The 12,733-nt window shown below is 54.9% G+C and carries 13 protein-coding genes; 2 read left to right on the top strand and 11 right to left on the bottom strand.

Annotated elements, in window-relative coordinates; all coding sequences use genetic code 11:
* Positions 1-96: 96 nt before the first annotated feature.
* Both PT85_RS01610 and PT85_RS01605 read left to right on the top strand, forming a co-directional pair.
* Positions 97-522, top strand: a complete 426-nt coding sequence (locus PT85_RS01610; RefSeq protein WP_039605749.1) for a hypothetical protein — start codon at positions 97-99, stop codon at positions 520-522.
* Positions 523-677: 155 nt separating this feature from the next.
* Positions 678-1,079, top strand: coding sequence for an META domain-containing protein (locus tag PT85_RS01605; protein ID WP_039605748.1), 402 nt, complete (start codon positions 678-680; stop codon positions 1,077-1,079).
* A gap of 119 nt (positions 1,080-1,198) precedes the next feature.
* Here PT85_RS01605 and PT85_RS01600 read toward each other — a convergent pair whose 3' ends face one another.
* From PT85_RS01600 to PT85_RS01550, 11 genes are all read right to left on the bottom strand, one after another.
* Positions 1,199-2,587: an undecaprenyl-phosphate glucose phosphotransferase gene (locus PT85_RS01600; RefSeq protein WP_234702653.1), complete on the bottom strand. Its 1,389-nt coding sequence runs from the start codon at positions 2,585-2,587 to the stop codon at positions 1,199-1,201.
* 95 nt (positions 2,588-2,682) lie between these two features.
* On the bottom strand, positions 2,683-3,903 hold the full coding sequence (locus PT85_RS01595) for an O-antigen ligase family protein (RefSeq protein ID WP_052237579.1): 1,221 nt from the start codon (positions 3,901-3,903) through the stop codon (positions 2,683-2,685).
* A gap of 115 nt (positions 3,904-4,018) precedes the next feature.
* Positions 4,019-4,843, bottom strand: coding sequence for a UTP--glucose-1-phosphate uridylyltransferase GalU (gene galU, locus PT85_RS01590; RefSeq protein ID WP_039605747.1), 825 nt, complete (start codon positions 4,841-4,843; stop codon positions 4,019-4,021).
* A 103-nt stretch (positions 4,844-4,946) separates the two neighbouring features.
* The gene (rfbD, locus tag PT85_RS01585) at positions 4,947-5,819 is read right to left on the bottom strand and encodes a dTDP-4-dehydrorhamnose reductase (protein WP_039605746.1); all 873 of its coding nucleotides are present in this window, start codon (positions 5,817-5,819) and stop codon (positions 4,947-4,949) included.
* Between the two features lie 2 nt (positions 5,820-5,821).
* Positions 5,822-6,358, bottom strand: a complete 537-nt coding sequence (gene rfbC, locus PT85_RS01580) for a dTDP-4-dehydrorhamnose 3,5-epimerase (protein ID WP_039605745.1) — start codon at positions 6,356-6,358, stop codon at positions 5,822-5,824.
* A gap of 94 nt (positions 6,359-6,452) precedes the next feature.
* The gene (rfbA, locus tag PT85_RS01575; RefSeq protein WP_039605744.1) at positions 6,453-7,331 is read right to left on the bottom strand and encodes a glucose-1-phosphate thymidylyltransferase RfbA; all 879 of its coding nucleotides are present in this window, start codon (positions 7,329-7,331) and stop codon (positions 6,453-6,455) included.
* Positions 7,328-8,386 (bottom strand): dTDP-glucose 4,6-dehydratase, encoded by a 1,059-nt coding sequence (gene rfbB / locus PT85_RS01570; RefSeq protein ID WP_039605743.1) that lies wholly within the window; start codon positions 8,384-8,386, stop codon positions 7,328-7,330. The genes rfbA and rfbB overlap by 4 nt, the downstream gene beginning before the upstream one ends.
* Complete coding sequence (locus tag PT85_RS01565; RefSeq protein WP_052237578.1) at positions 8,386-9,339, bottom strand: glycosyltransferase family 2 protein; 954 nt, start codon at positions 9,337-9,339, stop codon at positions 8,386-8,388. Before PT85_RS01565 ends, rfbB begins: the two co-directional genes overlap by 1 nt.
* 13 nt (positions 9,340-9,352) lie before the next feature.
* Positions 9,353-10,372, bottom strand: coding sequence for an NAD-dependent epimerase/dehydratase family protein (locus tag PT85_RS01560; RefSeq protein WP_039605742.1), 1,020 nt, complete (start codon positions 10,370-10,372; stop codon positions 9,353-9,355).
* Positions 10,369-11,415: a glycosyltransferase gene (locus PT85_RS17620; protein ID WP_082013016.1), complete on the bottom strand. Its 1,047-nt coding sequence runs from the start codon at positions 11,413-11,415 to the stop codon at positions 10,369-10,371. The genes PT85_RS01560 and PT85_RS17620 overlap by 4 nt, the downstream gene beginning before the upstream one ends.
* Entirely contained in the window at positions 11,408-12,730 is a 1,323-nt protein-coding gene (locus PT85_RS01550) for a DUF6418 domain-containing protein (protein ID WP_039605740.1), read from the bottom strand. The genes PT85_RS17620 and PT85_RS01550 overlap by 8 nt, the downstream gene beginning before the upstream one ends.
* Positions 12,731-12,733 lie beyond the last annotated feature (3 nt).

Genomic DNA, 12,733 nt, shown 5'->3' with positions numbered 1-12,733 from the left:
GCGCCAACCCGCCCGGTCGCGGCTAAAGCCCCACCTACGGGGAACGTGCATACCGTGGGTTTGCTACCATTGCCGCCCCATTCGAGATCACCCGCCATGGCCGAACACGACTTCCGCTACAACCTGCTCAACCCCGCCCACACCCTCACCGAATGCCGCGCCCTGGCGCCGGGCCGTTACCAGGTCACCGGCAACGGCGGCTCGATCCAGACGGGCGATACGCTGCTGGTCACCCTCAAGGGCAGCCGCGAACTGGCCATGCGCCTGACCGTCGACAAGGTCCGCCATCTGATCAACCCGCCCGGCCAGTGGCTGGCGACCGCCAGCGGACCCGTGTTCCGCGAGCTGGCCATCCACAACTGGAAGGTGAACTGCGACAACTGCGGCGCCCAGCTGGATTTTGAATTCGCCGTCGACGCCAGCCTCGGCAAGGCCGCCCAACAGCCCGCCGCCGAAGCGCGCATCGCCGAACTAGGCTGGAGCAAGGCAGTCCAAGGCCATCTGTGCCCCGCCTGCCGGTAAGCCCAACGCACCCGTTGCGGAATACCCCGTAGGGCGGACAACGCTTTTCCTGTCCGCCGCTGGGGCCGCGCCGAAACCCAGGCCGGCGGACAAAAACAACGTTGTCCGCCCTACGCATTAAAATCCCCGGTAATCCGCAATCCAACGAGGCCCCCATGAGCAAGCTCGCCCCCTCTCTCGCCGCCGCCCTACTCCTCACCGGTTGTGCCAGCATGACGCCACCCCACCTGCCGCTCGACACCCCCTACAAGGTGGAATGGATCGGCGAACGCCCGCTGATCGACAGCAGCCACCTCACCGTGACCCTCGGCGCCGACGGCCGCGCCTACGGCCACGCCGGCTGCAACCGCTGGTTCGCCAGCTACCAGACCAATGGACAGAACCTGAGCTTCGACCACGCCGGCGCCACCCGCATGGCGTGCGCCCCGGCCCTGATGGAACAGGAAGACCGCTTCCTCCAGGCGCTGGGCCAGGTGAAGCGCTGGGAGATGGGGGAAAACGGCGAGCTGCGCCTGTGGTACGCGGAGGGCCAGGCGCTGCGGATGCTCGCCGAATAGCCAGGCCGACCGCAAGGCTCAAACTTTGGCATGTGGGAGCGAATGCATTCGCGAGCTTTTGGGTGAGCACTGCACAAAAGCTCGCGGACAAGTCCGCCCACACACAACGAACATAAGCCCTAATAGGCGTTCTTGTTGATAAAGCCCTTGAAAACCGTCAGGAAAATGATCTTCAGGTCCAGCCACAACGACCAGTTGTCGATGTACCACAAGTCGTACTCCACCCGCTTCTGCATCTTGTCCAGGGTGTCCGTCTCGCCTCGGTAGCCATTCACCTGCGCCCAGCCAGTAATGCCCGGCTTCACCTTGTGGCGCTGCATATAGGACTCGACCATGTCCTTGTAATACTCGTTGTGGGCCAACGCATGGGGACGCGGGCCCACCAGCGACATGCGTCCCTGCAGCACATTGAAAAACTGTGGCAGTTCATCAAGGCTGGTGCGGCGCAGGAAGGCGCCTATCGGCGTGATCCGTGCATCGTTTTTCTTCGCCTGGGTGACGCCGTTACCGTTCTCCTGGTGCACCACCATCGAGCGGAACTTATACACCTTGAACTTCTTGCCGTTGATGCCCGTGCGGTACTGCTTGAACACCACCGGCCCGGGCGACGTGGCCTTGACTGCGATAGCGATCCCCACACATACCGGCAAAATCAACAAACTGATCAGCCCGCCAATAAGGATGTCCTCGGTGCGCTTGATGAAGCGCGCCGGACCATCCATTGGAGTACAGCTGAGGTCCAGCGAGTACAAGCCCGCGATGTGAGAAACCTTATGGTTCAACAGCGGCAAGTCGCCCCAGTCCGGAAACATGCGCACCCCAACGGTGCTGTGGCGCAGGGCGTACATGATGTCCGGTAAGGCCTTGCCCTGCTCAATGCGTAGCGAGAGCCACACCTCATGAACTCGCTCATCCTGAACAGCCTCAACCAGCTTCTCTAGCCAGCCTGAGTCCTCTTGAAAGGGCAAGCGGCGGACCACCTTGAAACCCTGTAGCCGTAGCGCCGATTCCTGGTCCGACTTAAACGTACCGCCGCCAGAATCCACCAGCAGAACCGTTTTCAGGTTGCGCCCACCGGCACGCACCTGGCGCAGGAATACATACATCGCCAGGCGCATCACAAACGTCAGACCCATGCCCAGCGCCAACAGATAGGCGAACCAGACACGAGAGTAGTTGTTTGACGTTTTCATGAAGAAAGTCAGGGCCAACAAGATGCCGGCGGCGACCAGCCATCCTGTCAAAAAGCGTACAAGCTGAGAAAAGAAGGGTTTGCCTCGATGGGAGCCGTATACGCCGGTAAACATCAGGCAGGCGACCACTATGATGCCGGCAACGAGGGTCGCGGTGTTGTAGCGCCCCGGCATGTCGAATGAACCGAAGCGCAAGTAGTGAGCCAGAAGGCTCGCCAGTACGACCAAGCCGAGCTCCGTCAGCGCAACGATCAAAGGCACTGGATAGCGCTCAGCAAAGGTTGGCTGGTAGCTCGGGGTGGATCTCATGTCCATGAAAAACCTTAGGTGGGTAACGAAACGCTGGCTGCGGATGGTAAATCGTCGAGCCGGAAAAATCTCGCGCAAACGAAGGCAGTCATATCAGTTGATCAACCCACCGCAGGTGATCCTTCTGCCGCCGCCACTTCGCCTGGCCGTCGAATACCTAACAAAATGCCCACCGGCAGCCAGAACATGGTCCAGAAAATGTTGGGCTGTTTGAACAAGGAACTGATGTCCGAGACCATGCCGACCACTACAAACGCCATCATCGCTAGAGCAGCCTTGGCTAGAAACTGATCGCGACACTGCCAGCCTTTCCAAAGCACCGCTACAATGAGCGCAGACAACAGCGCAAACCCGACAACACCGTATTCATACCAGAATTGCAGGTAGAGGCTGTGTGCGTGATTGACGGAGCCATGGCTAAACCGGAACAAAAACCTGGATCCCGCACCTTCCCCCCATAACCAGAATTCAGGAAGGCGCCGAAGCCATTCCAACCAGATCTGATCCCGATAAGTGAGCCCTCTAGCTTGCTCATATTGTAGTTCCGCCCAGAAAACAACAGCCGCCACCAGCAGGGCAACTACACCAGTCACGAGCATAAAAGCCGACTTACGGTTGCGACACATCAGCAGAATGGCCAGCCCACCGGCACATGTCGCAAACCAAGCGCCGCGCGAAAAGCTCAGCAGCACATACAATAGCAGCCCACCCAACATAGCGAGCAATCCAAGCGCCTGCCAAAACCGCAAATTTCGCCCCACAAAAATAGCGAGACTTAAAACGGCAAAAATTCCGAAATACAACCCAGCCAGAACCGGATGTTTCAGATCCGCAAAGTCATTCCACCCCAACTTGAATAATCGCCCAGCGTTTCGCAGATACTTATAGGTGAAGGGCTTATCTAGAACAAAAAACTGATAAGCCAGCGTCAACCAGGCAAAAAACGCCGCAACCAATATTGCCGCCAGGATCATCCATAAAAAAGCCCGTGGATGACGGGCGAGGCTCGCAACGGCGAAAACGTATAACACCAACAGCAGGCTAATTTTGAGCCAGTAGAAAGCTTTCCCCTGCGAACCCGGGTGCACCATGCCGATTAGCACCACCCAGAGAGCTAGGGCGAGAAAAAGCCAACCCGCCGGCTGAGCCCATAGCTCTAGACAGAAGCGCTGCTGAGCCAGCAGTATCAAAGCGGGCAGGAACAGTAGGAGATACATCTGGGTGACATGACGACTGCCGTCGTTATTGAATAGCTCCCCCGATATCTGGACAAAAATTCCGATGCTCAACAGCCATAGCCAAGGTTTGGGTAGTTCATGCATTGCGCCCAAAAATCTCACCTGCCCCCCTCAAAGAACTAACTTCACTACAGCCCGTCAAAAGTGGGCAAAAATGCGGCTCAGTAGAAAAAAAGCCGCAATCCGACCAAGCCCATAATCAGTTATAGAAATTCTCGAAACAATAATTTGTAGCCTCGACATATCCTTCCGCACTCCCACAGTCAAAGCGTCGGCCCTTGAATTTATAGGCCAGCACACAACCCCGCTGAGCCTGCTTCATCAGCGCATCGGTGATTTGAATTTCACCCCCTTTGCCAGGTTCTGTCTGCGCGATCAGCTCAAAAATGTCCGGTGTCAGTATATAGCGACCAATAATGGCAAGATTCGATGGAGCGTCCTCGGGCTTGGGCTTCTCGACCATGGTATTCACCCGGTAGATGTCATCACGAATCATCTCACCGGCAATGACTCCATATCTGGAGGTTTCCTCCCGCGGAACCTCCTGAATCGCCACGATGGAACAGCGGAACTGCTTGTAGAGGTTGACCATTTGAAGCAGCACCGGGTCGCCGCCCGGGTTGAGGCACAGGTCATCCGCCAGGACCACGGCAAACGGCTCGTCACCAATCAGCGGCTGCCCAGTCAGGATGGCATGCCCCAAGCCCTTCATCTCCACCTGGCGTGTGTAAGCAAAGCTGCACTGATCAATCAGTTCCCGGGTCTCGTCCAGGAAGCGCTCCTTGTCGGTGCCCTTGATCTGGTGCTCCAGCTCGTAGCTGATATCGAAGTGATCCTCCAAGGCCCGTTTGCCGCGCCCGGTAACTATGGCGATCTGGGTCAGGCCAGCGTCCCGCGCCTCCTCGACGCCATATTGAATCAACGGCTTGTTGACCACCGGCAGCATTTCCTTGGGCATGGCCTTGGTAGCCGGAAGAAAGCGGGTGCCATAACCGGCAGCGGGGAAAAGACATTTACGAATCACGAGACGTCCTTAGAAATGAAAAGGCAGGCCATGCACCCGCCCTTGCAAGAAATGCACTGAATGAATTGAACGGAATGCGAAATACTGCCGAGAGCATGCTCGGTCACAGCTCAGCCAAAACGGTATTCAACTCCGCTCGCCAATCCGCCGGCTCAATACCATATACCTGCCTAAGCAACGAGCAATCCAGAACCGACCAGGCCGGTCGCTTGGCCGGAGTCGGATACTGCTCGGTAGCGATGGCATGCACGACCGGCTGTCGAGAAATCAACCCAGCGGCGTGGGCCTGCTGAAAAATCGCCTGGGCAAACCCGTACCATGAACAGGCTGGCGTACCGCTGTAGTGATATATCCCCCAGCGCAAGCCGCCTTCTTGCTGGTAGTGCTGCGCCAGTGTCCATAGGGCACGCGCGATGCTGGCGGCTGAGGTAGGGCACCCATGCTGGTCCGCCACCACGGAAAGCTCGTCTCGCTCCTGGCCCAGGCGCAGCATGGTTTTCACGAAGTTGTTGCCATGCGCTCCAAACACCCAACTGGAGCGCAGGACGACATGGCGCCTGCAACTGGCCGCCAGCGCTTGCTCGCCCGCGAGCTTGCTGGCGCCGTACACACCGGTCGGGCCAGTGGGATCGCTTTCCCGATAGGGCTGGGCGGCATCTCCGGAAAACACATAGTCCGTGGAAATATGCAGGACGGGAATGCCCCGTTGCTCGGCAGCACGCCCGAGGTTCGCAGGGCCATCCCGGTTTACCGCATAGGCACGTTCGGGGTCGGACTCGGCCTTATCGACCGCCGTATAGGCTGCTGCATTGATGATCAACTGCGGCCGCAAACGTTCAACTTCCCGCGCTACTGCCGAGGCATCGGTGATATCCAGTTCAGCCGAACCCAGGCCGAGCACATCGAAGCCTTCCGGTGCCAAACGCAACAGTTCGTGGCCAACCTGGCCACGAGCGCCGGTTATCAATACCCGCATCGTTACCTCTCCAACAGCTTGCGCAGGCTCGGGTTCCGCTGGTCCTTCGCGGACAACTGCGGCGTGTCGATCGGCCAAGGAATACCCACTTCTGGATCATTCCACAGCAGCCCGCTTTCATCCTCGGGGAAGTACAGATCGGTGCACTTGTAACAGAAGTCGGCCACGTCACTGAGCACACAGAAGCCGTGGGCATAGCCCGGCGGCACCCACAGCTGGCGGTGGTTCTCGTCGTTCAGCTCGACGCCCACATACTGCCCGCACGTTGGCGAGGCCGGATCAATATCCACCGCTACGTCGTACACCGCTCCACGGGTAACACTGACCAGCTTGCCTTGCGGGCGGGTCTTCTGGAAATGCAACCCGCGCAGCACCCCTCGCTGCGAGCGAGAATGGTTGTCCTGAACGAACGGCAGATCGATCCCCGCCTCGCGATAGCGCTCGACCTGGAACGTTTCCAGAAAGAACCCGCGATGATCCCCAAATACTTTGGGCTCAATGATCAGCACCCCGGGAAGCTTCGTTTCAATAACCTTCAAAACTGTACTCCTGCCCGCGACGAAGCCGGCGTCGTCACCCGTGGGGCCGGGTTTATCCGGCCGAGGGAGCCGAATCCCCATACAACCCGACCGCTCAGAGAGCGGGCGGCATCACCAACAACCGCTGCAAATACTGCCCATAGCCCGTCTTGCTAAGAGCTTCCGCCTGCCGGGCCAGTTGTTCCTTGCTCAACCAACCCTGGTGGTACGCAATCTCCTCCAGGCACGCCACCTTCAACCCCTGCCGAGCCTCAATGGTCTGCACGAAGTGGCTGGCCTCCATCAGCGAATCATGGGTACCGGTATCCAGCCAGGCGAAGCCGCGACCCAACAGGCTGACATGCAGATCACCGCGCTGGAGGTACGCGTTGTTCACATCGGTGATCTCCAGCTCGCCACGGGCCGACGGCTTCACCTGCTTGGCGATTTCCACCACAGAGTTGTCGTAGAAATACAGCCCGGTGACCGCATAGTTCGATTTGGGCGCCTTGGGCTTCTCCTCGATGGAAACCGCCTTACCGCTGGCATCGAACTCAACGACCCCGAAGCGTTCGGGATCGGTCACGTGATAGCCGAACACGGTGGCGCCGCTCTTGCGGCTGGCAGCCTCGCGCAGCATGGCGCTGAAGCCGTAGCCGTAGAAGATGTTGTCACCGAGGATCAGGCAAACGCTGCTGTCGCCGATGAACTCCTCGCCGATCAGGAACGCTTGGGCCAGCCCGTCCGGCGAGGGCTGTTCGGCATAGCTCAAGGAAATACCGAAATCCGCACCGTCGCCGAGCAGCTTGCGGAAATTCGGCAGATCGTCGGGCGTGGAGATCACCAGGATCTCCCGGATACCGGCCAGCATCAGCACCGACAACGGGTAATAGATCATTGGCTTGTCGTAGATTGGCAACAGCTGCTTGGAGACGCCGCGCGTGATCGGATGCAGACGGGTGCCGGAGCCGCCGGCCAGAATGATGCCTTTCATGCCTTCTCTCCCAAGCGACCCAGTTGATAGCTGCCATTCAGGACACGCTCCCACCACTGGCGATTATCCAGATACCACTGCACCGTCTTGCGGATACCGCTTTCGAAGGTTTCCTGCGGCTTCCAGCCCAGCTCACGCTCGATTTTCGAGGCGTCGATGGCATAGCGACGATCATGCCCCGGCCGGTCGTTCACGAAGGTAATCAGTTCCTTATAGGAACGCCCATCAACAGCGGGCTTCAACTCATCCAGCAGCGCACAAATGGTCTGCACGACTTCAAGGTTGCGCTTCTCGTTGTGCCCACCAATATTGTACGTCTCGCCGACTTCCCCGCGGGTCACCACTTCGACCAACGCGCGGGCATGGTCTTCCACATACAGCCAATCGCGAATCTGCGAACCATCGCCATACACCGGCAGCGGCTTGCCGGCCAAGGCGTTGAGGATCATGTGCGGGATCAACTTCTCGGGAAAGTGGTAAGGGCCGTAATTGTTCGAGCAGTTGGTGACGATTGTCGGCAACCCGTAGGTACGCTGCCAAGCACGCACCAGATGGTCGGAACTGGCCTTGGAGGCCGAATAGGGCGAGCTGGGGGCGTAAGGCGTGGTTTCGATGAACAGATCATCGGTGCCTTCCAGGTCACCATACACTTCGTCGGTGGAGATATGGTGGAAACGGAAAGCCGACTTGGCGGCAGGCTCGAAGCTATTCCAGTAGCGCCGGGCAGCCTCCAGAAGGGTATAGGTTCCGACGATATTGGTTTGAATAAAATCCGCCGGGCCATCGATGGAGCGATCCACATGGGATTCGGCCGCCAGATGCATCACCGCCGTCGGCTGGAACTCGGCAAACACCTTGTCCAGTGTCAGGGCATCGCAGATGTCCGCCCGGTAGAACCGGTAACGTGCCGAATCGGCAGCCGAACCAAGCGACTCCAGATTACCCGCATAGGTCAATTTATCGAGACACGCGACTTCATGAGTGGTATTGCCGACCAGATGGCGTACCACGGCAGAGCCAATGAAGCCGGCACCGCCAGTGACCAAAATGCGCATCAATATTTCTCCGCGTAGGGACTGTCCCAGTAACGTTTGTACATGCCCATTTTTTTCTTCAAGGCCAAAGACATGCCCTGTTCCTTCTGCCCCAGCTTGTAACCCAGCAACTTGACAGCATTGCGGAAAATCGCCGATGGCCAGAGATGCAGACGCGACAAACCGAGGAAAGCAAGCTCCGACTTCACGTATCGCAGCCCCTCGCCGCCCGCACCACCGAAACGCTCCCTGATCCAGGGTTCACGTGCATGAAAGACGCCCATATCGAAATAGCGGCAAAACTCTTCACGAAGGGTGTAGTTGTGGGAATGACGGCAGCTTGCATTACCGGCGTAAGCAACCTTCCACCCCGCCAACAACATCTTTGCCGCTACGTACATATCCTCGGCGAAAATCACATGCTCTGGAAAACCACCAACTTCCAGAAGCGCGGCACCGCGATAGGCGGCGAACGAGTTGGACATAAACGCCGTCTTGATCCCCATGGCAGGGGCATCGTCGAATGATTTTACCAACGAGGTCGCCGGGTAATTGAAAAGGCGGGCATGCTCGGCTAATGGCGAGGCGTTCTTGTGTGGCAACTGGCGCCCGCAAACGGCTGCGACCTTGGAGTCTTCAAAGGCCGCCACCAGATTTTCGATGGCATCCGATTCCTCCAGATAAGCATCCTGGGTCAGGAATACATAGATATCGTAACCGGGGTTACGATTAACCATCATCTGTCTTGTGCCGCCATGATTGAACTGGCTACTGGGAATTGTCAGTACGTTATTGACACGGGAACATGCCAGTTCATTTGTGCCATCAGACGAGCTGGAATCCACGATAAATAAATCGAAGGATGCGCGCTGCTGCTCCAACGAATCCAGCAACCGGCCTAGGTCGTTCCGGCCATTATAAGTAGGCACTATGCAGGCGATCCGCATGTTCCGGTCAACCAATGAATCAGACATGAAACCTCACGCTTTATTGCCACTCTTCGGGACAGCTTTGCTTCCAATCCGCGAAAGCGCTTTCCAGGGTGTACTGATAGGGGTAACCGTTCTTCACCAAATAGGTGGGCAAAATATTGTTAGAGCGCACCAGCTTACGTATGCGGACCGGGCTGAACGGGTGGCTGACCCCCAACGGCCTGGCAATGGCATCAATGGAATAAGCAGCAGTAAGCAATAAAGGATAAGGAACGGCCGGAACCGTACGCTTCACACCGGCAACCATGCAGACGGCGTTGACGTATTCCTCAATGGACGGACCAGGATTCATCGACATGTTGAACAGGCTGACGCGCTCGCCCTTCGCTTCCTGCTGTTGCAACACCCACCACATGGCATTGCACAGTTCCTTGACGTAGACACCCGCCTTGCGCGTAGCACGGTTACCCATATAGAAGAAATAGCGGTGCAGAACCGCCTTTATCAGCCGCGATACGTTGCCGCCTTCACCGGGACCAAAAACCACACCTGGCCGCACAATCACCAAACGGCGATTGGCATCGTCCTTTGCCTGCCAAATCTGATGAATCTTTTCCGCTGCCAGTTTCGATCCACCGTAGGCCGTAGCCGGTACTGGCAGCGAGCGCTCATCCTTCACTGCCTCGCTAGGGCCATACGGCGAAATGGAACTGGTGAAAATCAAGCGGTTGCAACCAACCCTCTCCGCCCAGGCGCAGACATTCTCCGCACCCAGAAGATTGGTTTCGTAGTACTCGAAATCCTCGTGGCCAGGCTCACGATGTACGGCAGCAAAGTTGGCGATCAATTCGACGGATTCGCTTGGCGTCCAATCTATCGATTGACGGACATCAGCAATGATTACTTCAAGCTTCTCATTGGATACTCCAAACGCACGACGAAAAGCACTGACTTTACGTTCCAGAGGCTCGACGTCGACAAGGTACACCTTATCTATAAGCTTTTGATCTATAAGGAATCGAGCAAAGAAGGAACCAATAAATCCTGTGCCACCATAAATTACGGCGCAACTCATTCGTCTACTCCATCATTCTTATTCGCCTTGAACATCCGATTCACGAGGCCATGATAAGCGCCAGAGTTTTCTGCCCACGTATTGATCTTCATAAAAATATTGCCGTCTGATTCGAGTGACTTCCTGATTGCCACAAAGCACTGTGAAATATCTTTGACGTCAATCCGAACATAACGCTCACCGTCGGGCAGATGGGAATATGAATAGATGGTGGAGACGACGTAACAGCCACATGCCAGAGCCTCCAAGTCGACAAGAGGCGAAACTTCAAGTTCGCTGAAATTCAATAGAACTTTGGCTCGACGCATGAAATCGTAGACTACCGAAGGGTCACGCCTGCCCAAATAGACTACATTACCTTTTAGTACTTGCAGAAAAAATTTTAAGCAATAAATAGGGTGATACCAATTAATGCCACCGACGCAGACGAGAATCGATTTTGGCGCCGCCTTAGCAACAGCTTCTACAGCCTCGACAACCCGCTTCTTTGGCTCAATCCGTCCCGCAACCATGAAATCAAAAAATCTCGGATGTCCGTCAGCCGCCAGTCCATCAGCAACCCCATTTTGATAGATAGCATTATCGCTCGCGGAATAAGCCGGAAAACTTGCAAAGAAAGCCGACCTCTCTGCATCGGAAAGGAAAACAAATCCATCAAATTGATTCAAAAGTTCAGAAGGCGATCTTAGGTATTGAAGAGAGGCACGCCCCCAAAGAAGGCCTCTTATAAAATTTTTAACGACCAACTTAGAGCCAAAACTAAACCCAGGCTGCATTATGGGCGTCAGGAGCAGCGATCTGAATTCAACCCCCCGCAGAAGCGCCATATTCTCATGCAATCTGGATATATTAAAAACCTGAACAAGATCCCAACTAATCTCTCTTATTTCACGCATCGTCAAATCATGCGAAAAGAAAACTTTGCAAGAATTTTTCTCCTCAAGCACTTTTTGGTAGAACCTTGCTTGGACTAAATCCCCCCCAGGTTTTATACCAGCATCCGACCGAAGCAAAAACAAAACATTATAACTACTACTAGACATTATAAACCTCTTGAGACGCCTGCCTTTCTAAGCCACGCAAGTAAAAAACAATTTCCAGAGACAGTAGAAAAAGACAGACAACCAAAAACTTCCAGTTGATAAAGCTCGAAATAGACCCGTGCTGAAACCAAGCGAAAGACGTTATGTACAAGTATGATGAAAAAAACAACCTAACTCTAGAGCCTATAAAAATCAGACGAGCCAGATAAAACAAAAAGAAACCATAAAATCCCCACAGCACAACAGAAAATAACACCCCTCCGAACAAACCAAAAATCAAAACCAAAATCGCAGGATAACCACCAGTATACTCAACACCACTCTCAAGATAGCTTGAATACAAATATTCAGGAGCTAGCTTCTTCATCATATAACGCATACCAACAGAATCCGAATCGTCCCTGCGGAATACTGAGCCCAACTCCTTAGCCGCTTGATCGAAGTCCGGCCCACCAGCTAATACGGCACCCACACTCCCCCACCATACGTGCCCCTGCAGCACAAATACCCGCTCAATTAACTGCTCACGAGCATCCAACCCTCTTGACTGAAACCTCTCGTATTGGGAAGACACCAAACCAATAATCAAAAAAAGGAAACCCAAACCCAGTGCAAATGTACGACTAACAATAGGGTAAGAAAAACCAAACCTTCTGCGAAATGCAATAACCCCTGGAATAAAGTAGAGAAAAACCACCAACAGTAGCGCGGAGAACTTATTCCCCCAACTCACATAATACAAACACCCAAACACCAAGACAAGGACCGATAAAAACCACGAAACCCTACTCTTTGAGTACATGAAAAAAGCACCGTTTGCCCCTACTACAAATATAACGGGATAAAGCGCCCAATTAAAAATAGAGAGCGGCTCCAAGATTGCCTGATCCCTCCAAAAGCTGAATTTTGTAACCCCCACCTCAAATAAAGGCGAACCCGACAAAAACACATGAGCTATCAATACCCCCTCAAGAACGACAACCGAAAAAAGAGCTTTTTTAGAAAGCAAGGACCTTCCTTCTTTCTGGACACCAACCACCCTCGACAAATTCTGGAAGACGAAAACCACTGACAGCACAGAAAAAAGCAAGACCACAAATAACAACAAGGAAGCGCCATTAAAAAAAGAATATCTCTCCTGCTCAAATATGAAAGAGGGGTACAGCTCTAAATATAAGCAAGACAGAAAAACACTAAAGTAGCCATACATGAACGGCAACAGGAGCGCAAAAATCGAACCGAACTTCCTCCACACGAGAAGACCCAACGAACAGATTAGTAAAGCAACCCCTCCGCCATAAATGATTCCCAGCACAGC

It is taken from the genome of Pseudomonas flexibilis (assembly GCF_000806415.1).
Lineage (GTDB): Bacteria > Pseudomonadota > Gammaproteobacteria > Pseudomonadales > Pseudomonadaceae > Serpens > Serpens flexibilis.
The sequence above is the reverse complement of the archived record's forward strand: the minus strand, read 5'-3'. Positions and strand labels throughout refer to the sequence as shown.